The 24,341-nt window shown below is 71.1% G+C and carries 24 protein-coding genes, 1 tRNA gene and 1 pseudogene; 12 read left to right on the top strand and 14 right to left on the bottom strand.

Translation table 11 applies throughout. The features are described 5' to 3' along the window. Positions 1-3 precede the first annotated feature (3 nt). Positions 4-1,026, top strand: a complete 1,023-nt coding sequence (locus OG331_RS10375) for a Gfo/Idh/MocA family protein (RefSeq protein WP_406194251.1) — start codon at positions 4-6, stop codon at positions 1,024-1,026. Between the two features lie 54 nt (positions 1,027-1,080). Here the strand turns inward: OG331_RS10375 and OG331_RS10370 are convergent, their stop codons facing one another. The 4 genes from OG331_RS10370 to OG331_RS10355 are packed head-to-tail and all read right to left on the bottom strand — an operon-like array spanning position 1,081 to position 5,116. Then, a complete protein-coding gene (locus OG331_RS10370; RefSeq protein ID WP_406194248.1) occupies positions 1,081-2,103 on the bottom strand; it encodes a Gfo/Idh/MocA family protein in 1,023 nt (340 codons plus the stop codon). Further along, on the bottom strand, positions 2,100-3,104 hold the full coding sequence (locus tag OG331_RS10365; protein ID WP_406194246.1) for a Gfo/Idh/MocA family oxidoreductase: 1,005 nt from the start codon (positions 3,102-3,104) through the stop codon (positions 2,100-2,102). The genes OG331_RS10370 and OG331_RS10365 overlap by 4 nt, the downstream gene beginning before the upstream one ends. A gap of 58 nt (positions 3,105-3,162) precedes the next feature. Then, positions 3,163-3,939 (bottom strand): SDR family oxidoreductase, encoded by a 777-nt coding sequence (locus OG331_RS10360; protein ID WP_406194244.1) that lies wholly within the window; start codon positions 3,937-3,939, stop codon positions 3,163-3,165. A 16-nt stretch (positions 3,940-3,955) separates the two neighbouring features. Continuing rightward, positions 3,956-5,116, bottom strand: a complete 1,161-nt coding sequence (locus tag OG331_RS10355) for a phytanoyl-CoA dioxygenase family protein (protein WP_406194241.1) — start codon at positions 5,114-5,116, stop codon at positions 3,956-3,958. A 107-nt stretch (positions 5,117-5,223) separates the two neighbouring features. On the opposite strand from OG331_RS10355, the gene OG331_RS10350 reads away from it, so the two are divergent. After that, positions 5,224-6,252 (top strand): LacI family DNA-binding transcriptional regulator, encoded by a 1,029-nt coding sequence (locus OG331_RS10350; RefSeq protein ID WP_406209896.1) that lies wholly within the window; start codon positions 5,224-5,226, stop codon positions 6,250-6,252. Between the two features lie 66 nt (positions 6,253-6,318). After that, positions 6,319-6,936, top strand: a complete 618-nt coding sequence (locus OG331_RS10345) for a TMEM175 family protein (protein WP_406194239.1) — start codon at positions 6,319-6,321, stop codon at positions 6,934-6,936. 9 nt (positions 6,937-6,945) lie between these two features. On the opposite strand, the gene OG331_RS10340 is transcribed toward OG331_RS10345, so the two are convergent. Then, positions 6,946-8,103, bottom strand: a complete 1,158-nt coding sequence (locus tag OG331_RS10340) for a Gfo/Idh/MocA family protein (RefSeq protein WP_406194236.1) — start codon at positions 8,101-8,103, stop codon at positions 6,946-6,948. A 133-nt stretch (positions 8,104-8,236) separates the two neighbouring features. Between OG331_RS10340 and OG331_RS10335 the strand changes: the two genes are divergently transcribed. Then, positions 8,237-9,241, top strand: a complete 1,005-nt coding sequence (locus OG331_RS10335; protein WP_406209893.1) for a LacI family DNA-binding transcriptional regulator — start codon at positions 8,237-8,239, stop codon at positions 9,239-9,241. Here the strand turns inward: OG331_RS10335 and OG331_RS10330 are convergent. Continuing rightward, the gene (locus OG331_RS10330) at positions 9,231-9,575 is read right to left on the bottom strand and encodes a cupin domain-containing protein (RefSeq protein WP_406194233.1); all 345 of its coding nucleotides are present in this window, start codon (positions 9,573-9,575) and stop codon (positions 9,231-9,233) included. The two genes, OG331_RS10335 and OG331_RS10330, sit on opposite strands and share 11 nt — an antisense overlap. A 201-nt stretch (positions 9,576-9,776) precedes the next feature. Here OG331_RS10330 and OG331_RS10325 point away from each other — a divergent pair, with 201 nt between their 5' ends. From OG331_RS10325 to OG331_RS10295, 7 genes are all read left to right on the top strand, one after another. After that, a complete protein-coding gene (locus OG331_RS10325; RefSeq protein ID WP_406194231.1) occupies positions 9,777-10,427 on the top strand; it encodes a GntR family transcriptional regulator in 651 nt (216 codons plus the stop codon). A gap of 72 nt (positions 10,428-10,499) precedes the next feature. Further along, a complete protein-coding gene (locus tag OG331_RS10320; RefSeq protein WP_406194228.1) occupies positions 10,500-11,252 on the top strand; it encodes a PIG-L deacetylase family protein in 753 nt (250 codons plus the stop codon). Further along, positions 11,249-11,959 carry a 4-carboxy-4-hydroxy-2-oxoadipate aldolase/oxaloacetate decarboxylase gene (locus OG331_RS10315; RefSeq protein WP_406194225.1) on the top strand — a complete coding sequence of 237 codons (711 nt, stop codon included), beginning with the start codon at positions 11,249-11,251 and terminating at the stop codon, positions 11,957-11,959. Before OG331_RS10320 ends, OG331_RS10315 begins: the two co-directional genes overlap by 4 nt. Further along, a complete protein-coding gene (locus OG331_RS10310) occupies positions 11,956-13,065 on the top strand; it encodes a 4-oxalomesaconate tautomerase (RefSeq protein WP_406194222.1) in 1,110 nt (369 codons plus the stop codon). Before OG331_RS10315 ends, OG331_RS10310 begins: the two co-directional genes overlap by 4 nt. Continuing rightward, entirely contained in the window at positions 13,062-14,012 is a 951-nt protein-coding gene (locus OG331_RS10305; RefSeq protein ID WP_406194220.1) for a catechol 2,3-dioxygenase, read from the top strand. The genes OG331_RS10310 and OG331_RS10305 overlap by 4 nt, the downstream gene beginning before the upstream one ends. A gap of 129 nt (positions 14,013-14,141) precedes the next feature. Continuing rightward, entirely contained in the window at positions 14,142-15,509 is a 1,368-nt protein-coding gene (locus OG331_RS10300) for an MFS transporter (RefSeq protein ID WP_406194218.1), read from the top strand. Positions 15,510-15,667: 158 nt separating this feature from the next. Then, the gene (locus tag OG331_RS10295; RefSeq protein WP_406194216.1) at positions 15,668-16,018 is read left to right on the top strand and encodes a hypothetical protein; all 351 of its coding nucleotides are present in this window, start codon (positions 15,668-15,670) and stop codon (positions 16,016-16,018) included. 40 nt (positions 16,019-16,058) lie between these two features. Here OG331_RS10295 and OG331_RS10290 read toward each other — a convergent pair whose 3' ends face one another. Further along, positions 16,059-16,991 (bottom strand): alpha/beta hydrolase, encoded by a 933-nt coding sequence (locus OG331_RS10290; RefSeq protein WP_406194214.1) that lies wholly within the window; start codon positions 16,989-16,991, stop codon positions 16,059-16,061. Between the two features lie 175 nt (positions 16,992-17,166). Between OG331_RS10290 and OG331_RS10285 the strand changes: the two genes are divergently transcribed. Further along, positions 17,167-17,240: transfer RNA gene (locus OG331_RS10285), tRNA-Pro, on the top strand. 85 nt (positions 17,241-17,325) lie between these two features. Here the strand turns inward: OG331_RS10285 and OG331_RS10280 are convergent. The 7 genes and pseudogenes from OG331_RS10280 to OG331_RS10250 form a co-directional block, all read right to left on the bottom strand. Next, positions 17,326-17,454 (bottom strand): annotated as a pseudogene (locus OG331_RS10280) (site-specific integrase); the annotation flags it as partial. A gap of 231 nt (positions 17,455-17,685) precedes the next feature. Beyond that, on the bottom strand, positions 17,686-18,624 hold the full coding sequence (locus tag OG331_RS10275) for an ABC transporter permease (RefSeq protein WP_406194212.1): 939 nt from the start codon (positions 18,622-18,624) through the stop codon (positions 17,686-17,688). Beyond that, the gene (locus tag OG331_RS10270) at positions 18,611-19,408 is read right to left on the bottom strand and encodes an ABC transporter ATP-binding protein (RefSeq protein ID WP_406194210.1); all 798 of its coding nucleotides are present in this window, start codon (positions 19,406-19,408) and stop codon (positions 18,611-18,613) included. Before OG331_RS10270 ends, OG331_RS10275 begins: the two co-directional genes overlap by 14 nt. A gap of 36 nt (positions 19,409-19,444) precedes the next feature. Next, positions 19,445-20,551: an ABC transporter substrate-binding protein gene (locus OG331_RS10265; RefSeq protein ID WP_406194208.1), complete on the bottom strand. Its 1,107-nt coding sequence runs from the start codon at positions 20,549-20,551 to the stop codon at positions 19,445-19,447. A gap of 108 nt (positions 20,552-20,659) precedes the next feature. Further along, positions 20,660-20,761: a putative leader peptide gene (locus OG331_RS10260; RefSeq protein ID WP_363034319.1), complete on the bottom strand. Its 102-nt coding sequence runs from the start codon at positions 20,759-20,761 to the stop codon at positions 20,660-20,662. 86 nt (positions 20,762-20,847) lie between these two features. After that, positions 20,848-22,809, bottom strand: a complete 1,962-nt coding sequence (locus OG331_RS10255; RefSeq protein ID WP_406194205.1) for an FAD/NAD(P)-binding protein — start codon at positions 22,807-22,809, stop codon at positions 20,848-20,850. After that, positions 22,806-23,804, bottom strand: a complete 999-nt coding sequence (locus OG331_RS10250) for an amino acid ABC transporter permease (RefSeq protein ID WP_406194202.1) — start codon at positions 23,802-23,804, stop codon at positions 22,806-22,808. Before OG331_RS10250 ends, OG331_RS10255 begins: the two co-directional genes overlap by 4 nt. Between the last annotated feature and the right edge of the window lie 537 nt (positions 23,805-24,341).

Raw genomic sequence — 24,341 nt, 5'->3', positions numbered from 1 at the left:
ACCATGACTCAGCGTCCGCACACGCTCGGAGTCGCAGTCATCGGTACCGGAAAGATGGGCGCGGACCACGTCCGCCGTGTCCAGGAGGTCATCAGCGGGGCACGGGTGACCGCCGTCGTGGACGTCGACGCGGAACGCGCCAAATCGGTCGCCGCCCGCGTCGACGGCTGCACCGCCCACACCGACCCGGCCGCCGCGATGGCGTCGGCCGACGTCGACGCGGTGCTCATCGCCTCGCCGGGGCCCGCCCACGAGGCGGCACTCCTCACGGCCTTCGAGCACGATCTGCCGGTGCTGTGCGAGAAACCCCTCACCCCGGACGCCGCGTCCGCGCTGCGCGTCCTGAAGGCCGAGCAGAAGCTGGGCCGGCGCCGGGTCCAGGTCGGCTTCATGCGGCGCTACGACGCCGAGTACACGAAGCTCAAGGCCCTGCTGGAGACAGGCCAGTTGGGCCGTCCCCTGATGCTCCACAACCGGCACCGCAATGTCGCCAGCCCGCCCGGCTGGACGTCCGAGATGCTGATCAACGACTCGGTGACGCACGAGATGGACGTGACCCGCTGGCTGCTCGGCCACGAGATCACGGCCGTCACCGTGCTGGCCCCGACCCCGTCCGCGAACGCGCCGGACGGCATCAGCGACCCGCAGTTCGTCGTCTTCGAGACCGCCGGCGGGGCCATCGTCGACGTCGAGATCTTCGTCAACTGCGGCTTCGGCTACCAGGTTCAGGCCGAGGTCGTCTGCGAACGCGGCACCGCCCGCGTCGGTGACGGCCACGCCATGGTCACCAACGCCGCCGGCCGCTGGGGCGGCATCATCGCCCAGGACTACATCGAGCGGTTCGCGGACGCCTACGACCGCGAGGTGCAGGCCTGGGTCGACGCCACCCGGCGCGGTGAGGTCACCGGGCCCAGCACGTGGGACGGGTACGCCGTGGCCGCGGTGTGCGAGGCGGCCGTACGGGCGCTGGAGGAGGGCGGCCGGGTTCCGGTGGAACTGGTCGAGCGGCCCCCGCTGTACCGCTGACAACGAACTGAAGGGCCGGGGAACCTCCCCGGCCCTTCAGTTCGGTCTGCGTACTCAGCGCGCGAGCGCGCTACGCGGCCGCGGCTCGAACCCGGCAGCCCGGTAGGCCTCGTCGATCAGCGACATCGTCGCCAGCGCGTCGTCCGCGTCCAGCGCGAGCGGGGCGTCCCGGCGGATGTGCGCGGCGAGCGCCTCCAGTTGGTAGGTGTACGACGAGCGCGTGCCCAGCCGCTCCGTCCGCTCGCCCTGCGCCGTACGCACCACGACCCGGTCGTCGCGGTGCGGCAGCACGAAGTTCGGCGCGAACGCCTCGCCGTGCGAGCCGACGATCCGGCAGCTCATCTCCAGCTCGCCGAACGCCATATGACACCGCGCTGACGCGGTCGCCCCGCCGGGGAACTCCAGCTCGGCGTCCAGCCACTCGTCGACGCCCGGAGCCCCGGCCCGCTCCCCGCCGCGCGCGGAGACGAGGCGCGGCGCACCGCCGGCCCAGGGCGCGAGCATCCGCACCGCGTGCAGGCTGTAGCAGCCGAGGTCCATCACGGCGCCGCCCGCGAGGGGCAGCGACCAGCGCGGGTCCGGATCGCCCGGTGCCGGGATCGCGACGAGCGTCTCCACCCGCTGCAACTCGCCCAGTTCACCGCCGGCCACGATCTCGTGCAGGCGCCGGGTGACCGGGTGGAAGAGGTAGTGGAACGCCTCCATGAAGACGCTCCCGGACTTGGCGACCGCCTCCCGTACCTCGGCCGCCTCCTCGGCGTTGCTCGCCGACGGCTTCTCCGTCAGGACGTGCTTGCCGGCCGCGAGCGCGGCGAGATTCCAGGGCCCGTGCAGGCCGTTGGCGAGCGGGTTGTAGACGACCTCGACCTCGGGGTCGGCGAGCAGGTCGGCGTAGGAGTCCACCACCCGCTCCACGTCGTGCTCGTCGGCGAACGCCGCGGCGCGGGCCCGGTCGCGCGCGGCCACCGCCACGAGGCGGTGGCCGGTCGTCCGGGCCGGACCGACGAGGGAGAGCTCGGTGATGCGTGCCGCGCCCAGCACCCCGATGCGCAGCGGTTCCCGGCCCGAATCGTTCATCCCTGCCGTACCTCCTCGATCGTCACCGGACGGTGCTCGTGCAGCGACAGTGTGCAGGCGTCGGCGATCCAGCCCGCCTCCAGGGCGTCCTCGATCGTGCACGGCGAGGGCCGGGTACCCGCCACGACCTCGGTGAACGCGGTGAGTTCGGCGCGGTAGGCGGCGCTGAAGCGGTCCATGAAGAAGTCGTGCGGGGTGCCCGCCGGGAAGGTCACGCCCGGCTCGACCGAGCGCAGCGGCAGCTTGTCCTCCAGGCCGACCGCGATGGAGTCCGTGAAGCCGTGGATCTCCATGCGGACGTCGTGACCCCGGGCGTTGTGGCGGGAGTTGGAGACGACCGCGATCGTGCCGTCGTCCAGGGTGAGGATCGCGCCGGTGGTGTCGGCGTCACCCGCCTCCTTGATGTAGTCGGCGCCCCTGTTGCCGCCGACGGCGTACACCTCCCTCACCTCGCGGCCGGTCACCCAGCGGATGATGTCGAAGTCGTGCACCGAGCAGTCCCGGAAGATGCCACCGGAGGCGGCGATGTACGCGGCGGGCGGCGGCGCCGGGTCCAGCGTGGTCGAGCGGACCGTGTGCAGCTTGCCGAGCTCGCCGTTCTGCACGGCGGCGCGGGCGTTGACGAACCCGGCGTCGAAGCGGCGGTTGTAGCCGATCTGGATCGGCACGTCCTTGCCCTGGACGGCCTTGAGGACCTCGACGCCCTCGGCCATGGTCCTGGCGACCGGCTTCTCGCAGAAGACGGGGATGCCGGCCTCGACGCCGGCCAGGATCAGCGCGGGGTGGGCGTCGGTCGCCGCTGCGACGACGATGCCGTCCACGCCGGCGGCCAGCAGGGCCTCGGGCGAGTCCACGACCTCGGCGCCGAACCGCTCCGCGGCGGCCTTGGCGGCGTCCGCGAACGGGTCGGTGACGACGAGGGAGTCGACCGCGTCGAGTCCGGAGAGGGTCTCGGCGTGGAAGGCGCCGATGCGGCCGAGGCCGAGGATTCCGATACGCATGGTTCTGCTTCCTTGGGTACGGGGCTTGCGGGGGAGAGGTCGGAGCGCTGACGAAGATCTAGTCGAGGCCGCCCAGGACGTTCTGGTCCCAGTCGATCACCGATCCCGTGACCACCCCGGACCGCTCCGACAGCAGGAACACCACGAAGTCGGCGATCTCGTCCGGTTGTCCGAGCTTTCCCATCGGCAGCCCGGCGGCAGCCGACTCGCGCCAGCCGTCGTCGGCAGCGTGGAAGGCCTTCTGTGTGGCGTCCTCGCCCTCGGTGGCCGTCCAGCCGATGTTCAGGCCGTTGATGCGGACCCGGTCCCAGCGGTGGGCGTGCGCGGCGTTGCGGGTCAGGCCGATGAGGCCGGCCTTGGCGGAGACGTACGGGGCGAGGAACGGCTGCCCGCCGTGTGCCGAGGACGTGATGATGTTGACGATCGTGCCGGGCGCCTTGCGGGCGACCATGTCCTGGACGGCGGCCTGCATGGCGAAGAACGGCGCCTTGAGGTTGATCGCGATGTGCTGGTCGAACAGCTCGGGCGTGGTGTCGAGCAGGGTGCCGCGGGACGTCAGCCCCGCCGAGTTGACCAGGCAGTCGATCCGGCCGTACGCGTCGACGACCTCGGCGACGGAGGCCTTCGCCTGCTCGGCGTCCGACAGGTCGGCCCGCACGAACAGCGCCTTGCCCCCGGCGGCGGCCAGCTCGGCCACCAGGGCTTCACCGGGTTCGGTGCGCCGCCCGGTGACGGCCACGACCGCCCCCTCGCGCACGGCAGCCCGCGCGATGGCGGCACCCACGCCCTGGCTTCCGCCGTTGACGAGGACGACCTTGTCGTCGAGAAGTCCCATGTCTTTCCGGGTCCTTTCAGCTCTGGCGCCGCTCGGCGCCGGCCCGTAGCTCGTCCCGCAGAGCTTCGGGAGTCCATGCCTCGCGCAGCGCGCGCCGTACGGCGTCCGCCTGGGAGGGCGGGGCCAGGCCGTCGACCGGCGGGTCGCTGTCGAGGTTCGTGGGGAAGGGGTAGCCCTCGGCGCTCGCGGCGATGACGTTCGCCGCCCACGCCTCGTCCACGCCCGCGCGCGCCAGCAGCACGGGGTAGACGGCGTTCGTGACGGCCTCGCGGTCCACCGTCTCCATCGCCCGTCCGAACGCGGAGGACACCTGGAGGAGGTTCGCCATCCGCCGGATGTCCGCCGACCGGTTGGTGCCGGCCGCGTGGAACAGCGCCGGGTTGAAGAAGGCCGCGTCGCCCTGGGCGAGCGGGAGCTGGACGTGGTGCGCCTCGAAGTACTCCTGGAACTCGGGCAGTCGCCAGGCCAGGTAGCCCGGCTCGTACCTCTGCGAGTACGGCAGGTACATCGTCGGCCCGGACTCCACCGGCATGTCGCAGTGCGCGACGGCGCCCTGGAGGGTGAGCACGGGGGAGAGGACGTGGACATGGGCCGGGAAGGCGGCCGCGACCTCGTTGGGGAGGAAGCCCAGGTGGTAGTCGCGGTGCACGGTCTGCGCCGCGCCGCCCGGGTTGACGACGTTCACCTGCGAGGTCACCTGGTAGCCGGGGCCGAGCCAGGCGCGGGAGACCAGCGCGAGGATGTCGTTGGCGTAGTAGTCGGCGAACGCCTCGGGGTCGTAGAGGGCCGCCTTCTCCAGCGCGTTCCAGACCCGGTCGTTGGCGCCCGGCTTGGCGAAGTGGTCCCCGGCGCTCGCACCCGAGGCGCGCTGCTCGGCGATCAGGGCGTCGAACACGGCGCTCAGCCGGTCGGCGATCTCGGGGTTCGGGAAGGCGCCCCGGAAGACCACGATGCCCGGCCCGTCGGTGAGGGCGCGCACCAGCTCGGCCCGCACCGCCCTGCTGTCCTCGGCCTCGCGGAGGCGGTCGCTGTCGTAGATCAGGACGTTGCGCTCCACAGAGGAGGCGTACGGGTGGTCGGCGAGGTCCGTGGTCCGCTCGACCACCTCACGGAAGTCGGCGAGGTCGCAGTCGTGCTCGGACAGCCAGGCCCGGTGGTGTACGGGGGTGAAGGACATCGGTGTCCTCTCGGTGACAGGGGCGACTCAGCGATGCCATTCTTGTCATGACAATCCCCTCGAACAACCAGCAGGCGACCATCAAAAACCCCTCAAGGAGCCGTCGCATGGGCCACCCGTTCCCGATCCGTGAGATCGCCCGTCAGGCGGGCCTGAGCGAGGCCACGGTCGACCGGGTTCTGAACGGGCGGGGAGGGGTGCGGGAGAGCACCGCGCGCGAGGTCAGCCAGGCGATAGCCGACCTGGACCGGCAGCGCACACAGGTCCGGCTGGTGGGCCGTACCTTCATGATCGACATAGTGATGCAGACGCCGGAGCGGTTCTCCACGGCCGTACGGGCCGCCCTGGAGGCCGAACTGCCGGCCCTGCATCCGGCCGTCGTGCGTTCGCGTTTCCACTTCCGCGAGACGGGCCCGGTGGAGGAGCTGACGAGGACTCTGGACCGGATCGGCCGGCGCGGTTCGCAGGGCGTGATCCTGAAGGCCCCGGACGTCCCCGGGATCACCGCCGCCGTCGCGCGGCTCGCGGAGTCCGGCATCCCCGTGGTGACCCTCGTGACGGACCTGCCGTCCACTCCCCGCCTCGCGTACGTCGGCATAGACAACCGGGCCGCCGGGGCGACCGCCGCGTACCTCATGGACCAGTGGATCGGCGACCGTCCCGGCCATGTCCTCACGAGCCTCAGCAGCGGCTTCTTCCGCAACGAGGAGGAGCGCGAGATGGGCTTCCGCAGCGCCATGCGCGCCCGGCACCCCCAGCGCACGCTGGTCGAACTCGCCGAGGGACAGGGCCTGGACGCCACCCAGTACGACCTGGTGAGGGCCGCCTTGGAGCGCGACCCGGAGATCCGCGCGGTCTACTCGATCGGCGGCGGCAACATCGCCACGCTGCGGGCCTTCGAGGACCTCGGCCGACGGTGCGCGGTGTTCGTCGCGCACGACCTCGACCACGACAACACCCGCCTGCTGCGCGAGCACCGCCTGTCCGCCGTCCTCCATCACGACCTGCGCCAGGACATGCGCGAGGCCTGCCACATCGTCATGCGGGCCCACGGCGCGCTGCCGCCCGCGGGGCCCACGCTGCCGTCGGCGATCCAGGTGGTGACCCCGTACAACATGCCCACGCCCATCGGATGACGATCGCGGCCGCGCCCCTGGCGTGTACGCCCGCTCGACGCGCCCTGGCTCCCTACCGTCATGCGCATGTGGAAATCGAACCCGGACGGTGGGCCCGAACGGCTGCTGGCGCTCGCCGACGGCGTGTTCGCCATCGCCATCACCCTGCTCGTCCTTGACCTCACCGTGCCGCGGGAGCTGACCGAGCGGGAGTACCACGACGCGTTGCGCGACGTGCTCCCGGACTTCGGCGCCTACGCCCTCAGCGTGGTGGTGCTGGGCAGCTTCTGGCGCGACCACCGCAGCATCTTCCGCACCGTGCGCGAGGTCGACGGACAGCTCATCACCCTGTCCGTCTTCGGCCTGGGCATCGCGGCGCTGCTGCCGTTCCCCACCAGGCTGATCTCCGAGTACGGCCGGGACCCCGTCTCGGTCGCCATCTATGCCGCGTCGGTCGCGGCGCTCGGAGCCGCCCACCTCGCCATGGTCGCCGTACTGGCCCGGCGCCCGTGGCTGCGCGGCGACGTCACCCCGGTGGGCGGCTTCGGGCTCTACGCCCTCGATCTCGCCGTGACCGTGACGGTGTTCCTCCTCACCATCCCGCTCACGCTGGTCGCCGGGGCCGCCGCCGCGTGGTGGTGGCTCGTCCTGATCCCGCTCAAGTTCTTCGTCGGTCGGCGCGCCCGCCGGCGCGCCGACCCCTGACCGCCCCGGCTACGCGTCCACGGACACCCACGCGCGGCTCTCGGCCGACCGCGCCATCGCGTCCAGTACGGCGGCGCTGCGCACCGCGTCCTGAAGGGTGGCCCCGTGCGGGACGCCCTCGGCGACCGAGCGCAGGAAGCGGTACGCCTCGATGACCTTCAGGTCGTCGTAGCCCATGGCGTTCGCAGCGCCCGGCTGGAAGGCGCCGAACTCGCCGTCGCCCGGGCCGACGTACACCGTGCTGACCGGCTGGTCCTGGTAGGTCGTACCGCGGCTGATGCCGAGTTCGTTCATCCGGCGGAAGTCCCAGAAGACCGCGCCCTCGGTGCCGTGCACCTCGAAGCCGTAGTTGTTCTGCTCGCCGACCGAGACCCGGCATGCCTCCAGCACGCCGCGGGCGCCGGAGGCGAAGCGCAGCAGGCAGTTGACGTAGTCCTCGTTCTCGACCGGGCCGAGCTCGCCCCCGGTGGCGCGGCTGTGGCCGGCCGTGGCGCCGGTGGGGCGGGCCCGCTCCGGCAGGAAGATCGCCGTGTCGGCGGTCAGGGAGGCGATGTCGCCGAGCAGATGGCGGGCCAGGTCCGCGCCGTGCGAAGCGAGGTCGCCCAGCACCCCGCTGCCGCCGCGCTCCTTCTCGTACCGCCAGGTCAGGGCGCCGTCGGGGTGGGCGGCGTAGTCGCTGAAGAGGCGGACGCGGACGTGGGTGACGGTGCCGATCTCGCCGGCCGCGATGAGGTCGCGGGCCGCCTCCACGGCGGGTGCGTTGCGGTAGTTGAAGCCGACCGCGCCCTGGACGCCGGCCTTGGCGACGGCGTCGGCGACCGCCTGGGCGTCCGCGACGGTCAGGCCCACCGGCTTCTCGATCCAGATGTGCTTGCCGGCCGCCGCCATCGCGACGCCGATCTCGCGGTGCAGGAAGTTCGGCGCGGTGATGCTGACGGCCCGCACACGCGGGTCGGCGGCCACCTCGCGCCAGTCACGGGTCGTCGACGCGAACCCGAACTGTGCGGCGGCCTCCTCGGCCCGGCCCGGCACCTCCTCGGCGACGGTCACGAGCTGCGGACGCAGGGCCAGCTGCGGGTAGTGGTGCGGGACACGGGCGTACGCCTGCGTGTGCACCCGCCCCATCCAGCCGAATCCGACGACGGCGACACCGAGCGTATCCACCATTGCAGCCCTTCTCTGGCTTCCTTTGGACCGGTCCATCTACTGTCCAAATCACCTTGGGTGCGGCTCGGCGCCGGTGTCAACCCTTTCCCGGTCCCTTTGACAAGGTGAGCACCGCATGGAACGGTCCATGTTCATGAGAGCGCCGACGATCCGTGATGTGGCCGACCGGGCCGGCGTCTCCAAGTCGCTGGTCTCGCTGGTGCTGCGCGGTTCGGACCAGGTGCGCCCGGAGAAGCGGGAGGCCGTCCTGCGGGCGGTGCGCGAGCTCGGCTACCGCCCGAACGCCGCCGCGCGCAGCCTCAGTGAGCAGCGCACCCGCACGGTCGGCGTCCTCCTGAACGACCTGCGCAACCCCTGGTTCGTCGACATGCTCGACGGTCTGAACTCGCTCCTGCACGACAACGGCCTGCACATGCTGCTGGCCGACGCCCGGCTCAACCGCCGTACCGGACAGGACCCGACCGGTCCCTTCCTGGACCTCGGGGTCGACGGCCTGATCGTCGTCGGCACACTGCCGGACCCGGCCGCGCTCGGAACTGTCGCCGAGCGCCTCCCGGTGGTGGTGGCGGGCGCGCGGGAGCCGCGGCTGCCCGGCGTGGACGTCGTCTCCAACGACGACGAACGGGGCGCCCGCCTGGTCACCGAGCACCTCATCGGCCTCGGACACCGGCGCGTCGCGCACATCGCGGGGTACGGCGCGGTCGGTGAACTGCGCCGGCGCAGCTTCGAGGCGACCATGCGGGAGCACGGCCTCGCGGCCGAGGCGGTCGTCGAGGCGAGCGACATGACCGAGGAGGGCGGCTACCGCACCACGATCCGTCTGCTGAGCCGGGCGGACCGGCCGACGGCCGTCTTCGCCGTCAACGACATCGCCGCCATCGGCGCCCTGTCGGCGGCCGACGAGTCGGGCCTGCGGGTGCCGCGCGACCTGTCCGTCGTCGGCTACGACAACACGAGCATCGCCCGCCTGCGCCACGTCTGGCTCACCAGCGTCGACAACGCCAGCCACGAGGTCGGCCGGCGTGCGGCCCGCTGTCTGCTCGAACGGTTCGAGGGCGCCGGCGGAGCGGGCGAAGTCCGGCTCGCGGCACCGACGTTGGAGATCCGGGGCTCGACGGCGCCCCCGCTCACTGGTTGATCGCGTAGGCCTTGCGCAGTGTCTCGTGCACCGTCCACGTCGTACGGTCGCCCTCGCGCAGTACGGCCATGTCGCCGGGCCCCACCGTCAGCGTCGCCCCGCCCTCGACCTCGATGGTTGCCGACCCGCTGATGACGACGAACAGCTCGTCGGCCTCCGTGTCGGTGACCACGCCGGGCGTGATCTGCCAGATGCCCCGGATCTGACGCCCGTCCTCCGACTCCCAGACCACCTTGCCGGTCACCTCGGGCGTGCCGGCGACGATCTGCTCGGGGTCGAGGGGCTCGGGTTCGAGCTCGGCGTCGGGGATGTGCAGTACGAAGCTGTGCGTCATGCGGCGACCCTAGCCGGGGTGAGCGGGACGGAGGCGTGGACAGGGTGTGGGGTGTCGGCGGCCCCGGGCAGACACTCCGTCGTCACCGCGGACCTCCCGACTGCGCTCGGGACGGCCTTGCGCCCAATACGGCGGACAAAATTGTTGACAATTCTGTTTGGCTAGATTTACGTTCGACAGGCACTCACTCAGGGAGGGCACATGCCGAAGGAAGCCCGTCCGAGCACCGGAGAGCAGGCCAAGCAGCATGCGCTCGCGCAGCTGCGGCAGGCGATCCTGCACGGCGAGATGGCACCGGCGCAGCGGCTGGTGGAGAACGAACTCGCCGAGCAGTTCGGTGTGACACGGGCCAGCATCCGCGCGGCACTCATCGATCTGGAGGCACAGGGACTGGTCGAGCGCATCCGCAACCGCGGCTCGCGGGTGCGGGTGGTGACCGTGGAGGAAGCGGTCGCCATCACCGAGTGCCGCATGGTCCTGGAAGGGCTGTGCGCGGCCAAGGCGGCCGTCGCGGCCGGCGACGAGCAGCTGACCCAACTGGCGGACCTCGGCGCGGCGATGACCAAGGCCGTGGCCGACGGCGAGCCGATGACGTACTCGGAGCTGAACCAGGAACTGCACGCCAGAATCCGGGAGTTCTCCGGCCAGCGCACGGCCGTGGAACTGCTGGAGCGGCTCAACGCACAACTGGTGCGCCACCGCTTCCAGTTGGCGCTCAGGCCGGGGCGTCCGCAGCACTCCCTGAACGAGCACCTGGCCATGATCGAGGCGATCCGGGCCAGGGACCCGCAGGCGGCCGAGGCGGCCGTCCGCGCCCACCTCGCCAGCGTGATCGAGGCGCTGCGCGACTGAGTCGTACACGTCGCAGCACGACGGCGCGTCAGGGGGCGGGCGCACACCTGTCACCCAAGGAGAAGACCCGCAATGACGCACGCCGATGCGCCCCCGACCCCATCACGCTCGACCCTCGTCATCACCGCTCACGCCGGCGACTTCGTGTGGCGGGCGGGCGGAGCCATCGCCCTGGCCGCCTCCCGCGGCGAGAAGGTCACCATCGCCTGTCTGACCTTCGGTGAGCGCGGCGAGTCCGCCAAGGCATGGCGCGAGGGCAGGAAACTGGAGGAGATCAAGGCGATACGCCAGGGCGAGGCCGAACGTGCCGCCGCCACCCTCGGCGCCGAGGTCCGCTTCTTCGACGCCGGCGACTATCCGCTGCTCGCCACCGCCGAGCTGACCGACCGGCTCGTCGCCGTCCATCGCGAGACGCAGCCCGACGTGGTGCTCACCCACCCGGCCGAGGACCCCTACAACGGCGACCACCCGGCCGCCAACCGCATGGCCCTCGAAGCCCGGATCCTCGCGCAGGCCATCGGCTACCCGGGGGACGGCGGCATCATCGGCGCCCCGCCGGTCTTCTACTTCGAGCCGCACCAGCCCGAGATGAGCGGCTTCCGCCCCGAGGTCCTGCTCGACATCACCGAGGTGTGGGAGACCAAGCGGGCGGCCATGGAGTGCCTCGGCGCCCAGCAGCACCTCTGGGACTACTACACCGACCTCGCCGTCCGCCGCGGCGTCCAGCTCAGGCGCAACGCGGGACCCAACCTGGGACTGGCCCACGGGACCATGGCCGAGGCCTACATGCGCCCCTTCCCGCAGATCGCGAAGGAGCTGGCATGAGCGGCGTGATCGTCACCAACCCGCCCAGGGCTGAGCGTAGGGACGTCGACGCGCTGGCCGGCTTCGGCGTGGCGACGGTGAGCGAGGCGATGGGCCGAACCGGCTTGCTGGGACCGGGGATCCGCCCCGTCCAGCAGGGCGTACGGGTCGCCGGCACGGCCGTCACGGTGCTGAGCTGGCCCGGCGACAACCTCATGATCCACGCCGCCGTGGAGCAGTGCGGCGAGGGCGACATCCTGGTCGTCACGACGACCTCGCCCTGCACGGACGGTCTGTTCGGAGAGCTGTTCGCGACCGCCCTCCAGCAGCGCGGCGCGCGTGGTGTCGTGCTCAGCACAGGCATCCGCGACACCCAGGAGCTGCGGGACATGGGCTTCGCCGCCTGGTCCCGGGCGGTGTCCTCGCAGGGCACGGTCAAGGCCACCGGCGGCTCCGTGAACGTGCCGATCGCCATCGACGGCCAGGCCGTCCGCCCCGGCGACGTGATCCTCGCCGACGACGACGGCGTCGTGGTCGTACCCCGCGAGAGCGCTCGGGAGACGGCCGCGAGGGCCGAGGCACGCGAGGCCAAGGAGGCCGCGACCCGCGCCGCCTTCCTGAGCGGCCAACTGGGCCTGGACCGCTACGGGTTGCGGGAGACGCTCGTACGGCTCGGCGTGACGTACAAGTCCTATGACGAGTACGTCCGTGGGGAGGCACAGCCGTGACCGGGCCGGCGGCGGTCCGCTGCATGCTGATGCGCGGCGGCACCTCCAAGGGTGCCTACTTCCTTGCCACGGACCTGCCCGCCGACCCCGGCGCCCGCGACGAGCTGCTGCTGCGCATCATGGGCAGCCCCGACGAGCGGCAGATCGACGGCCTGGGCGGTGCGCACCCGCTCACGAGCAAGGTCGCCGTGGTGTCGCCTTCGTCGGACCCGGGAGCCGATGTCGACTACCTCTTCCTCCAAGTGACCGTCACCAAGCCGGAGGTGAGTGCTCGTCAGAACTGCGGGAACATCCTCGCGGGCATCGGGCCGTTCGCCGTCGAACGCGGTCTCGTCGCAGCGGGGGAGGAGCGGACCTCCGTACGCATCCGCATGGTCAACACCGGCGACTTCGCCACCGTGACCTTCCCGACCCCGGGTGGCCGCGTGGACTACACGGGGGATGCCGAGATCTCGGGCGTGCCCGGCACGGCAGCCCCCGTGTTGATCGAATTCCCGCCCGGCACAAGGCAGTTGCTCCCCACCGAGAACGCCCGTGACGAGATCGACGGCATCCCCGTGACCTGTGTGGACAACGGCATGCCGACCGTCCTCGTCCGGGCCACCGCGCTCAAGGTCACTGGCTACGAGACGCCCAAGGAGCTGGAGGAGGACCTGGCTCTCGCCGCCCGGCTGAGGAAACTCCGGCTGGCCGCAGGCAAGTTGATGGGCCTCGGTGACGTCTCGGACGCCACCGTCCCCAAGGTCACGCTCCTCGCCTCGCCCCGCAACGGCGGCGCGGTCACCACCCGCACCTTCATCCCGGTCCGCTGCCACACGTCGATCGGCGTGCTCGGCGCGGCCGGTGTCGCCGCCGGACTGCGCCTCGAAGGAGGCGTCGGCGCGGAGCTCGCGGAACTGTCTCCCGAGGGCGATTGGGTCCGCATCGAACACCCCACGGGCTACCTGGACATCGAGAGCAGCCTCGGCACCGACTCGGCGGGCCTGCCCACAGCCCGCCGTACGGCCGTTGTCCGCACCGCCCGCAAGATCCTCGACGGCACCGTCTTCCCCCGGTCCGCCGGGACGGCCCCACTCCCCGAACCCACCCCCGGAGGCCCCCGATGACCCCGCCGCTCGGCGACATCGCCCACATCGGCCACGCCCAGCTGTTCACCCCGGACCTGGACGCCAGCGTCGCCTTCTTCACCGACTACCTGGGCCTCACCGTCAACGGGCAGCACGGCGACAGCGCCTACCTGCGGACCTACGACGACTACGAGCACCACAGCCTGGTCCTCACCGCCCGCGACCAGCCGGGCCTCGGCCGGCTCGCCCTGCGCACCTCCAGCGAGGAGGCTCTGCACCGCCGTATCAAGGCGATCGAGGCCGCGGGCGGCTCCGGCAAGTGGGTCGAGGACGAGCCCGGCATCGGCAGGCTGTACCTGACCACCGACCCCGACGGGCACGAACACGCCCTCTATTGGGAGAGCGAGCACTACCGGGCACCGGCGGAGCTGAAGCCCGCGCTGAAGAACCAGCCGCAGGCCAAGCCCAACCGGGGCGTGGGCGTACGGCGGCTGGACCACGTCAACTTCCTGGCCGCCGACGTGCTCGCCAACGCCGAGTTCCAGGAACAGGTGCTGGGCGCCCGGCCCACCGAGCAGATCCGGCTCGACTCCGGGACCATCGCGGCCCGTTGGCTGACCTTCACCGACAAGTCGTACGACGTCGTCTACACCTCGGACTGGACCGGCTCCACCGGCCGGCTGCACCACATCGCCTTCGCGGCCGACACCCGCGAGGACATCCTGCGCGCCGCCGACCTCGCCGTCGACACCGGCGTGTTCATCGAGACGGGCCCGCACAAGCACGCCATCCAGCAGACGTTCTTCCTGTACGTCTACGAGCCCGGCGGCAACCGCATCGAGCTGTGCAACCCGCTCACGCGGCTGGTGCTGGCCCCGGACTGGCCGCTGATCACCTGGACCGAGGCCGAGCGGGCCAAGGGGCAGGCGTGGGGCCTGAAGACGATCGAGTCCTTCCACACGCACGGGACGCCGCCGGTCGCCTGAGAAGGCGCTCCGCGCCGGACGCTTACTTGAGCAGCCCTGAATTGTCGCTGAGATTGTTGACAAAAATGTTGACTCTCTCGCTCCCCGCTCCTTAGCGTCTGGCGCACAACGCACGAGAGGAAAACAAGGATGTCCTCCTCCCCCTCCCCAACCGCTCGCGTCGGCAGACTGGCCGTCCTCGCCGTCGGCCTGTGCTGGCTGGCCGTCCTCTTCGACGGCCTGGACATGTTCATCTACGGCTCGGTGCTGCCCCACATGCTGGAGCAGAAGGCCCTCGGCCTCACCCCGGACCAGGCCGGCGACCTGGGCAGTTACGCCACGTTCGGCATGCTGGTCGGTGCCCTGACCGCGGGCACGGTCGCCGACCGGATCGGCCGCAAGAAGCTGATGGTCGCCTGCGTCGCGCTGTTCTCGCTCGCCTCTGCTCTGTGCGCGACGGCGGGCAGCGTCGGGGTGTTCGGCCTCGGCCGCACGCTCGCCGGCATCGGCCTGGGCGGTCTGCTGCCGACCGCGATCAGCATGGTCTCCGACTACGCCCCGCGCGGCCGCGGCGCTCTCACCATCGGCATGCTGATGACCGGACACCACGCCGGCGGAATCCTCTCCGCATATGTCGCCCTCTGGGTCGTCGAACCCCTGGGCTGGCGGGCCGCGTTCTGGTTCTGCGTGCTCCCACTGCTGTTCGTGCCGGTCCTGGTCGGGTTCCTGCCGGAGTCGCTGAGCTTCCTGGTCGCCAAGGGTCGCGGCGAGGAGGCCGGCGAGCTGGCGCGGCGCTACGAGGTCGCGTTGCCGACCGCCCCCGCCCCCGCCGCCTCCGCCGCCGCCTCCGCCTCCGCCTCCGCCGACAGTCAGGTCGCCGCCGGCCGCTGGAACTCCCTGGCCGGCCTGTTCCGCGGCGGTGAGTGGAGCCAGACCCTGCTGTACTGGCTGGCCTCCTTCGGCGGGCTCCTCCTCGTCTACGGCGTCGCCACCTGGCTGCCCACCCTGATGCGAGGTGAGGGCTACAACCTCGGCTCCGCACTGACCTTCGTGGTCCTGTTCAACCTCGGCGGCATCGTCGGCATGCTCGTCGCCGGCCGCGCCGCCGACCGGTTCGGCGCCCCGCGGATCTCGGCGATCTGGTTCGCGCTGACCGCCGCCGGCGTCTTCCTGCTCAGCGTGCACATGCCGCTGGCGCTCACCTTCGCGGTGGTGTTCCTCACCGGGGTGTTCCTGAACAGCGCGCAGACCATGATCTACGCGACCGTCTCGATCCGCTCTCGCCCCGACAACCGCGCCACCGCCGTCGGCTGGACCTCCGGCATGGGCCGCTTCGGTGCCGTCTTCGGGCCGTGGCTGGGCGGCCAGTTGCTCGCCGCGAACAAGGGCGACTGGGGCTTCACCGCGTTCGCCCTGGCCGGCCTGTCGTCGATGGTCTTCATCGGGATCGCCGCACTGCGCGGCTCGCAACGGACCGCTGGGAGTGACAGCGAGCAGAAACTCGTAGGAGCACACTGACCGCCCGTCATATGTACTGACGAACCATATGTACAGATGAGCCGAACTGGGTTATACGACGGTCTCGCGTATTGTTGCGTCATATGCCCGTAGTGATGGAGGGCACCTCTCGGTGCGCCCGGGGCTGTTGAGTTGTTCGGTAAAGGGGGAGCAGGGACGTGACGGCACTTCTCGCGCTGGCAGCCGTCGTCGCGTTCATGGCCAAGGCGGGCCTGCCGTGGTGGGTGGTCGTGGCCGTGGCCCTGCTGATGTCGGGGTTCGGCGTAGGGAGGTCCGGGGGCCCGGGGCGAGGCTCCCGGACCACCCCGACGTCCGGCCCGGCGGCTCAGCCCATCTGGCCCTCGGCCGACCGGAGTTCGGTTGTTGTGCCGGTGGTCCCGGTGGTCCCGGTGAACGTGCGCGTCCCGTCCCCGGACGAGTACGGCATGCCAGTGGCGAGGGCCGGGACCCGCGTGGCCGAGGAGAGGCAACCAGTGGTCGCCAACGGGCAGAGCGGGCTGGGCTCTTAGGTCCCGCACTGCCCCGCCGCCCCGCCGCCTCGCCGTCCCGTCAGGCCTCGACGGCCTCCCGGATCCGCCGCGCGATGATCGTGTAAACGTCCCGCGCCTTCTCGTCGTCGATCCCGTCGTACCCGTGATCGGCGCCGCGCACCTCATGGTGGTCGACCAGCGCACCGACGCCCCGGAGCCGCTCCGCGTAACGCTCGCCCTCGGCCCGGAGCAGGTCGTACTCGGCGGTGATCACCAGGGCGGGCGCGATGCCTTTCAGAGCGGCGGTGTCCGAAGGGTGCGCCGGGGACACGAGCGGATCGAGGCGCCGCCGGACATCCGGGACGTACGACGTGTCGAAGACGTCGCCCATCCAGGGCCGCAGCAGCGGCTTGGCTATGGCGGCGCGCTTGTTCCGGACGCCCGTCGCCAGGTCGAGCGGCGGATAGTGCAGCACCTGGAGCGCGATCGACGGCCCGCCCTCCTCGAAGGCCTGCCGCGCCACGGCCGCCGCGAGCCCGCCGCCGGCGCTCTGCCCGCCCACGGTGAGCCGCCCGCCGTCCCACCCCTCCTCGGCCCCGTGCGCCGCGACCCACCGAACGATCTCGTACGCCTGCCGGGGCGGCGCCGGGAACGGATGCTGCGGCGCGACGACATAGTCCACGTTGATCACGACGGCCCCCGCCTCGGCGGCTAGGAACCGGCACAGCGGATCGTCCAGCTCGGTCAGCGTCATCACGTAGCCGCCACCGTGGAAGTTGACGTGCACGGGCGGGGCCGGCTCGTCATGGGCGGGCAGATACACCGTGGCCCGGGCGGGAGCGATCGACGTTGGGATCGTCAACTCGCGTATCCTGCGCGGACATTCGGGGAAGCGGGCGTGCGAGGCGGCGGCGGAGCCCCGGCCGCCGGAACGCCGGTCCGCCATGACGGTCACCCGCTGCATGACCTTGGCGACGAGGCCGGCCACCGCAGGCCGGGTCAGGAGGGACATATGGCTTCCGTTCGGTCGCGGCCCGGGGGCCTGCCCCGCAGCGGACCGGCCCTCCTTGAGTTAAGCAATTATAGGTAGCAGCAATAATGGGTCAAGAGGTCGGACCGGCTGGGGCGGGGCGCCCATGAGGTAGGGTTGACCTGCATGATCACGCGGTTCACCGCGCGGCAGGCATCGGGACGTGGCGCAGCTTGGTAGCGCACTTGACTGGGGGTCAAGGGGTCGCAGGTTCAAATCCTGTCGTCCCGACTGGAGACAGTCACAGGTCAGGGCCGGTTTCGGAGGTATCCGAAACCGGCCCTTGATCATTTCGCGAGCGCGGTGCGCGCAGCACAATCCTGCGCAGGACGTGGAGTTGGACTCCGGCGTCGGCCAACCAGGTGAGTCCGGTGTGCAGGAGGTCGTGGCGGCGCAGGTGTTCGTGGCCGAGCTTGGCGACGACGTCGTCCCAAGGTGTGGCGTCCCACTGTGTGGCGTTGCGCAGCGTGTGCTTGCGCGCCGCTGAGCTGCAGTGTTCTGGTCAGGGTTTCGCGATCGAGTCGGTCGAGATGCCGTGGTAGCCCGTCCGTGCGAACTCGGTGACGGCGGCTCAGCTTGGCTCGGCTCATCCCGGCCCGCCCAGGGCCCGCCGCACTGCGGCACCCCCCGAGCGGCCGCCGCCCCGGTCCCGGGACCGGCCCCATCCCGCCCCCCCTCAGCGAGCAGCCAACAACCCCCGCCCCCGCAGCACCCGCCGCTCCAGCGGGCTGAAGATCAGCAGGTCGATGGCGATTCCGACAAGGAGGATCAGGAAGATGGCCAGGAACACCTGAGGCATGCTGCTGTTGTTGCGGCCGTTCTCCAGCAACTGGCCGAGGCCGACGCCGAGATCGGGGGAGGAGGCGATGATCTCGGCGGCCATCAGTGACCGCCAGGAGAACGCCCAGCCCTGCTTCAGGCCGGCGAGATAGCCCGGGAGCGCCCCCGGCATCACGATGTGCCAGGCCTCGCGCAGCCCGGTCGCGCCCAGGGTCCGCCCGGCGCGCAGGAACAGCGGGGGGATCTGGTCGATGCCCGCGACGAGGCCGTTGGCGATGGACGGGACCGCGCCGAGCAGGATCACGGCGTACATCATCGAGTTGTTGAGGCCCAGCCAGAGCACGGCCGGCGGCACCCAGGCCACCGACGGCAGCGACTGAAGGCCCGACAGGATGGGACCGATGGCCGCCCGGACGAACCTCACCCGGGCGACCAGCAGACCGAGCGGCGTACCGATGGCGAGGGCCAGGAGGAATCCGAGGAGGCCGCGAGAGACGGATGTCCAGATGTAGTCGAGCAACGTGCCCTGGAGCCAGGCCTCGCGGACCTCGCCCCACACGTCGGACGGCGAGGCCAGCTTGTAGTCGGGGGCGACCTCGGCCCACACCAGCAACTGCCAGACCACCAGCACCAAAGCGACAGCGGTGACGGGCGGCAGCACTTTGCGGACCAGGGTCTCGCGCAACGGCGTACGGCCCACCTGCACCGCATCCAGCGCGTCGAGCCCGGCTTCAAGTCCCGCCAGATCGTTGGGATCCTGCGGCGCCCCGGCCGTCTCGGAGCCGTCCTTGGTGACGTCGACCTTGATGTCGACGCGGTTGTCAGTGCCGGCCATGGCGGCGGATCTCCCCACGCAGTTCTTCGGTGATCTCGACGGACAGCTCGGCGACTTCGGTGTCCTCGATACGACGCGGATGCGGGATGTCGACCGTCCACTCCCGGGCGATGCGGCCGGGGCGGGAGGACAGCAGCACCACGCGCTGGGCCAGGCGGACCGCCTCGCGGACGTTGTGCGTCACGAACAGCACGGACACCCCCGTCTCCCGCCAGATACGGGTCAGTTCGTCGTGCAGCACGTCCCGCGTGATCGCATCCAGCGCCGCGAACGGCTCGTCCATCAGCAGCAGCCGGCTGTCCTGGGCCAGCGCCCGCGCCAGGGCAACCCGCTGCCGCATACCGCCCGACAGCTCGTGCACCCGCTTGCCGTACGCCCCCTGCAGCCGGACGAGTTCGAGCAGCCGCTCCGCCTCGGGGCGGCGTTCCGTCTTGGCGACCCCGCGCAGCTTGAGCGCGAGCTCGATGTTCTTTCCGGCGGTCAGCCAGGGGAACAACGCGTGTTCCTGGAACATCAGGGCGGGCCTGCCGTCGGTGCCGATCGAACCGGCGGACGGCAGATCCAGCCCCGCGACCAGGTTCAGCAGCGTCGACTTGCCGCAGCCGGAGGCCCCCAGGAGGGTGACGAACTCGCCGGGTGCGACATCGAGGGTGATGTCGTCGAGGACGAGTTGCTGCCCGGCGGGGCCGGCGAAGGACTTCGAGACATGCGCGACACGCGCGGCATACGTCACCGTCGCGGCGTCCTCGGCGACCTTCGCGGTCGTGGCCGTCGGGGTGGCCATGGTCGTCACCTCCTGGGAACTGGGCGGATGCGGTGGTTACTTGACGCCGAGACCGGCGTCGTCGACCTCGTCCTTGCCGTCGGCCTTGAGGACCTTGTTGAGTGAGGTGAGGTCGTAGATGCCCTTGAGGTCGGGCTCCTCCAGCAGGCCGGCCTTCACCGCGTGCTCCGCCTCGCTGTCGAGGGTCGCGGCCAGCGGGTCGTCGAGGAAGGTGATCGACTTCCACGCCGGGTCGATGACCTCGGCGGGCAGGGCCTTTCCGGAGAGCTCTTCCAGGGCCTTGTTCGCGGAGGCCTTGGCCTTGTCCGGGTTGGCGTTGATCCACTCGTTGGTCTTCACCGAACCGCGCAGCACGGCCTCGACGACGTCCGGGTGCTCCTTGAGGAAGTCCTGCCGCACGATGATGTTCGTGATCACGAACTTCTTGTCCGGCCACAGGTCGGCCTCGTCCAGGAGCACCTTGCCGCCCTCGGCGACCAGCTTGGACGCGGTCGGCTCCGGCACCCAGGCACCGTCGATGGAGCCGGACTTGTAGGCGTCCGGCGTGATCTTGTTGTCGGTGCGGACGACCGAGACGTCACCCTTGCCGCTCTCCGCGTCGACCTTCCAGCCCTGCTCGGAGATCCAGTTGAGCAGCGCCACGTCCTGCGTGTTGCCGTGCTGTGGCGTGGCGATCTTCTTGCCCTTGACGTCCTTGAGGGACTTGATCTTCTCCGGGTTGACGACGAGCTTCACCCCGCCCGAGGCCGACCCCGAGATGATCCGCAGGTTCTTCCCGGCCGCCTTGGTGTAGCCGTTGATCGCGGGCGACGGGCCGATCCAGCCGATGTCGATGGAGCCGGAGTTCAGCGCCTCGATCTCCGACGGCCCGGCGTTGAACGTCGAGGGCTTGATCGTGGTGCCGCCGAGCTCCTTCTGGAACAGGCCCTCCTGGACGCCCACCAGCGCGGTGGCATGCGTGAGGTTGGGGAAGTAGCCGATCTTCACCTCGTCGACGGAGAGCTTCTTGGCGTCCGCCGCGACCTCGGCCTGCTTGCCGTCGTCGGTGGAGTCGGCGCCGTAGCCGCAGGCGGTCAGCAGCAGGGGGAGCGCCGCTATGGCGGCGAGGGTGCGCAGGGTGGTGAGCGGTCTTGCGGCAGACACGGAGGTGTCCTCTCGGAGGTGAGTGGCAGGTGAGTGACAGGGGGGTGCGGGAGTACGTCGGAGAACGGCGGCGCTTGCGCGGAGCACGGGCAGGCTCCGCGAACGGCTTCAGACGAGCCGACAGATGGCGCTGGACGTACGCGCGAAATCGATGTGGCGACGCGAGGTCAGAAGGGGCCGGACGAGGCCTGCGTGATCGCGCACAGTCATGGCCACCCCCACCCCACCGATTCCTAGTTTTCCTACCTGATTGATGGGGATCGTGGCAGAAGGCGGCGCTCACCCCAAGAGGGATTTCACATAGTGGACGTTGCCATCTCTCCCTTTGGGAACTGCGAGCTCAGGGCACACAGCAGTGCACGCGCCACCGCGTCGTTCTGGCGGAAGGCGGGGGCGTTCGTGCGCGGGCGGGCGAACGCGGCGACGGCCCGGCTGTTGGTGGGGGCGCCGAGGGCGATGCGGCGTGGGTGCGTGCCGCCGAGGGACGGGTCGAGGACGCGGCCGTCCGCGGCGGAGACGGCCAGCAGGCCGGAGCGGTGGGTGTGGGTGGGGTCGGCGATGACCTCCTCGGTGAGGGCGCCGGCCCGGTGCAGGTCACGCAGGAGGGGGTCCTCGGTGCGGTCGAGGGAGGGGCGGGGCAGATACGCCTCGATCAGGGCGGTGGCGTGGAGCGTGTGCCCGGGGACGGTGGAGCCGGCCGCGGTGAAGGTGCCGGTCGCCTCGTCGGTACCGATCCGGATGCCGGCGCCCAGGAAGCGGACGACCCCGGCCCGGGACAGGGCGAGCAGCTGGCGCAGCCGGAAGCCGGGCGGCCCGGAGGCCAGGAAGCTGAAGAACCCGTGCCACCAGCCGTCGAGCTGCTCGGCGACGGACCGGGCGGTCAGCCGTCCGCCGGCCACCAGGCGGGGCAGCTGCCCGTAGACGGAGAGCAGCGCGAGGAACGCCCCGAGGTCGGCACTGAACTCCGGGTCCTCGCGGCGGGCGACGTCCCGGGCGATCCGCTCCCGCAAGTGCGCCTGGAAGGCGTCCGGCGCGGGGAAGGCGAGACCGTCCAGGGGGTGGTCAAGTGTCTCGAAGTCCAGCCGGTCCGCCGGGTCGGGTACGGCCGCGGCGACGAGGCCGGCCATGTCGTCGGCGTACCAGTCCAGACGGTCGTAGGCGGCGACGAAGTCCGGCCAGGGGACGGTGGTGCGCTCGGGGTGGGCGTGGAAGAGCTCGTGGTAGTGGCCGAAGCCGATCTCCTTGGCCATCAGCGGCCACACATCGCGCCGCAGATCCAGCGGGCGCCCCTCGGCGAGCAGCGCATCGACCGCTTCGGGACCGAAGTGCCGGGGCAGCGGTGGCCTGGGGCCCTGGAGCTGGTAGCGGGTCTTGGAGTGGTACGGCACTCCCCGCCGCGATCCGACGTGGAGTACGGGCTCACGACCCGACGGCAGGTAGGTGAGGCTGCCGTCGGCCTCGGTGCGGTAGGTGCCGCCGCGGCCCTCGGTGAGCAGGGCCATCAGGTCGATGAAGGCGAGCCCGAAGCCGCGCAGGACGACGTGTTCGCCGGGCCGCAGTGCGGACAGGTCGGCGTCGGCGGAGAACTCGGGCGGCAGGTGGAAGCGGTGGTGGCGGCGGGCGAAGGCGGCGTGGGCGCGGTGTTCCGCGGCCGGGGTGGAGCCGATGTGTCCCTGGGCCAGGACCACGAGGTCGGCGGTGAGGGGTGTGGCGCGGCCGGCCAGGTGCACGTACTGCGGGCCGTCCGGGGAACCGGTGACCGCGGTCGCGGTCGTGCGGTGCCACTCGACCGTGACGGTGGGCGGCAGCTGGGCCAGCGCCCTGCGGAACACCCAGTCCAGATAGGCGCTCTGGGCCCGGCGGGTGGGGAAGTCCGTCCCGCCGAGCGAGCGCAGTTCGGCGAGCACCTCCGGGTCGGCGGGCTCGGCGTACGGCGCGTGGCGCGGACCCCGGCCGGAGAACTGGGCGGCCCACTCGGCGAGCGACGGTCCGGGCCGTACCGGACCGTCGATGGTGGACGACTCGTCGGTGAACATCGTGACGTCCTCCGCCATCGAGTTCATCCGCAGCAACGCGGACTGTTCGTCCCGCCATACCCGACCCGGCCCGGGCGGATGCGGGTCGATCAGATGGATGCGCAACTCCCCTTTCCCGTCCCACAGTTCGGGGGCGTTGGCGCCGATGCGCTCCAGCAGGCCCGTGGCACGCGGGCCCGCGCCCACGACGGCCAGGACCGCGGTGGCAGGGCTGCCGCTCACCGGTCACCGCCGATCGCCGGGCGGGCGTCCGCCGCCGTCGCCGCCCGCAGCCGAAGGCGCACAGCGGTCAGGTGGCCGCGCAGTCGCTGGAGCGGAGTGGGCGGCAGGGTGCGGGAGTTGCCGCGCGCGTAGTACCGCTCGACGTAGAACTGGCCCGCGCTCAGCACCGTGGTGACCGCGATGTACCACAGGGTGGCGACCATCAGCAGCGGGATGATCTGGTACGTCTGGTTGTAGATCAACTGCACCGAGTACAGCAGGTCGTGCACGGCCAGCACGCTGACGATGCTGGTGCCCTTGAGGGTGCCGATCAGCATGTTCCCGGCCGTCGGCACGATCGAGCGCATCGCCTGCGGCACGACGATCCGGCGCAGGGTGCGGCGTCTGCTCAGCCCGAGTGCCTGGGCGGCCTCGGTCTGCCCGGCGTCCACGGAGAGGATGCCGCCGCGCACCACCTCGGCGGCGTAGGCGGTCTCGTGCAGGGTCAGGCCGATGACGGCGGTGAGGGTGGGCCCGAGCAGATTGACCGTCTTGAAGGTGATGAATTCCGGGCCGAACGGGATGCCGAGGCCGAGCGTCGGATACAGGGCCCCGATGTTGAACCAGAACAGCAGCTGCACCAGCAGGGGCGTGGACCGGAAGATCCACACATAGCCCCAACTCAGGGTGCGCAGCACCGGGTTGGCGGAGAGCCGCATCACCGCGAGCAGGGTGCCCAGCAGAAAGCCGAGCACCATCACCACAGCGGTCAGCCACAGTGAGAGCAGCAGTCCGTCGAGCACGGCGGCGGTGGTGAAGTACCGGCCCACCACATCCCACTGGAAGGCGTCGTTGCGGATCACGGAGTTGAGCACCATCGCGAAGAACAGCAGCGCGACGGCGGCGGCCAGCCACCGGCCCGCGTGCCGGCGCGGGACGATCCGAGGCGGGTCGACGTCGACCGGCGGGGGACTCTTCGTGGCGGGACTGGACGTGAGATCGGGCGACGTGACCATGAGGAGGCTCTCCGGGAGAGGGAACGCAGGCGTGGGTGACCCCAGGGGCACTGGGTGCGGCCGGGGGCCGGCGTCATCACGCTCGCCACGTCCCTCAACGCGGCCGGATAGGCTGCCGCGCAACGCGGAGCCGATCCGCCGTCGATCGTATGTGCCCATGCCATCGATGTGTCAACAGCGGGCCGGGACGCGGATGTCCAGGCGTTCCGGTATCCGGGAGCTGCTTGACGGGGAGCACGATGTACTGCTCAATTGGTCGCATGACTGCCCAGCAGCGCTTGGTCTCGCGCGATTACATCGACTTCGGTCGAGTGTGGTCCGCGGCGTGTTGCGCCTGACTCGGCAGCGGGCCCTCTGACCGGCCCTTCCCTCCCTCGGTGACCCCGTCGCGGGCCGAGTTCTCCTTTCTGCGCGCGCTGCCGCAGCACCACTTTCCGACGCTTTGCGTCGTCACGTTCGCATTGAATTCACTCGCCCCATTCACCTTTGCGTACCAGGCAGTTCAGTCATGCCTGCCCGCCCGCGCATTACCCGAGA

Origin of the sequence: Streptomyces sp. NBC_01017, from assembly GCF_045162795.1 — a bacterium.
Taxonomy (GTDB): domain Bacteria; phylum Actinomycetota; class Actinomycetes; order Streptomycetales; family Streptomycetaceae; genus Streptomyces; species Streptomyces machairae.
Note: the sequence above shows the minus strand (reverse complement) of the source record. Positions and strands in the feature narration are given on the sequence as shown.

Excerpts from the sequence above, each read along its gene's own strand:
- OG331_RS10370 (WP_406194248.1), bottom strand. The coding sequence starts at position 2,103 with ATGAACGATTCGGGCCGGGAACCGCTGCGCATCGGGGTGCTGGGCGCG.
- OG331_RS10375 (WP_406194251.1), top strand. The coding sequence starts at position 4 with ATGACTCAGCGTCCGCACACGCTCGGAGTCGCAGTCATCGGTACCGGA.
- OG331_RS10320 (WP_406194228.1), top strand. The coding sequence starts at position 10,500 with ATGACGCACGCCGATGCGCCCCCGACCCCATCACGCTCGACCCTCGTC.
- OG331_RS10340 (WP_406194236.1), bottom strand. The coding sequence starts at position 8,103 with ATGGTGGATACGCTCGGTGTCGCCGTCGTCGGATTCGGCTGGATGGGG.
- OG331_RS10290 (WP_406194214.1), bottom strand. The coding sequence starts at position 16,991 with ATGTCCCTCCTGACCCGGCCTGCGGTGGCCGGCCTCGTCGCCAAGGTC.
- OG331_RS10360 (WP_406194244.1), bottom strand. The coding sequence starts at position 3,939 with ATGGGACTTCTCGACGACAAGGTCGTCCTCGTCAACGGCGGAAGCCAG.
- OG331_RS10365 (WP_406194246.1), bottom strand. The coding sequence starts at position 3,104 with ATGCGTATCGGAATCCTCGGCCTCGGCCGCATCGGCGCCTTCCACGCC.
- OG331_RS10260 (WP_363034319.1), bottom strand. The coding sequence starts at position 20,761 with ATGACTGTGCGCGATCACGCAGGCCTCGTCCGGCCCCTTCTGACCTCG.
- OG331_RS10350 (WP_406209896.1), top strand. The coding sequence starts at position 5,224 with ATGGGCCACCCGTTCCCGATCCGTGAGATCGCCCGTCAGGCGGGCCTG.
- OG331_RS10330 (WP_406194233.1), bottom strand. The coding sequence starts at position 9,575 with ATGACGCACAGCTTCGTACTGCACATCCCCGACGCCGAGCTCGAACCC.
- OG331_RS10325 (WP_406194231.1), top strand. The coding sequence starts at position 9,777 with ATGCCGAAGGAAGCCCGTCCGAGCACCGGAGAGCAGGCCAAGCAGCAT.
- OG331_RS10275 (WP_406194212.1), bottom strand. The coding sequence starts at position 18,624 with ATGGCCGGCACTGACAACCGCGTCGACATCAAGGTCGACGTCACCAAG.
- OG331_RS10355 (WP_406194241.1), bottom strand. The coding sequence starts at position 5,116 with ATGTCCTTCACCCCCGTACACCACCGGGCCTGGCTGTCCGAGCACGAC.
- OG331_RS10305 (WP_406194220.1), top strand. The coding sequence starts at position 13,062 with ATGACCCCGCCGCTCGGCGACATCGCCCACATCGGCCACGCCCAGCTG.
- OG331_RS10315 (WP_406194225.1), top strand. The coding sequence starts at position 11,249 with ATGAGCGGCGTGATCGTCACCAACCCGCCCAGGGCTGAGCGTAGGGAC.
- OG331_RS10300 (WP_406194218.1), top strand. The coding sequence starts at position 14,142 with ATGTCCTCCTCCCCCTCCCCAACCGCTCGCGTCGGCAGACTGGCCGTC.
- OG331_RS10335 (WP_406209893.1), top strand. The coding sequence starts at position 8,237 with ATGAGAGCGCCGACGATCCGTGATGTGGCCGACCGGGCCGGCGTCTCC.
- OG331_RS10250 (WP_406194202.1), bottom strand. The coding sequence starts at position 23,804 with ATGGTCACGTCGCCCGATCTCACGTCCAGTCCCGCCACGAAGAGTCCC.
- OG331_RS10270 (WP_406194210.1), bottom strand. The coding sequence starts at position 19,408 with ATGGCCACCCCGACGGCCACGACCGCGAAGGTCGCCGAGGACGCCGCG.
- OG331_RS10345 (WP_406194239.1), top strand. The coding sequence starts at position 6,319 with ATGTGGAAATCGAACCCGGACGGTGGGCCCGAACGGCTGCTGGCGCTC.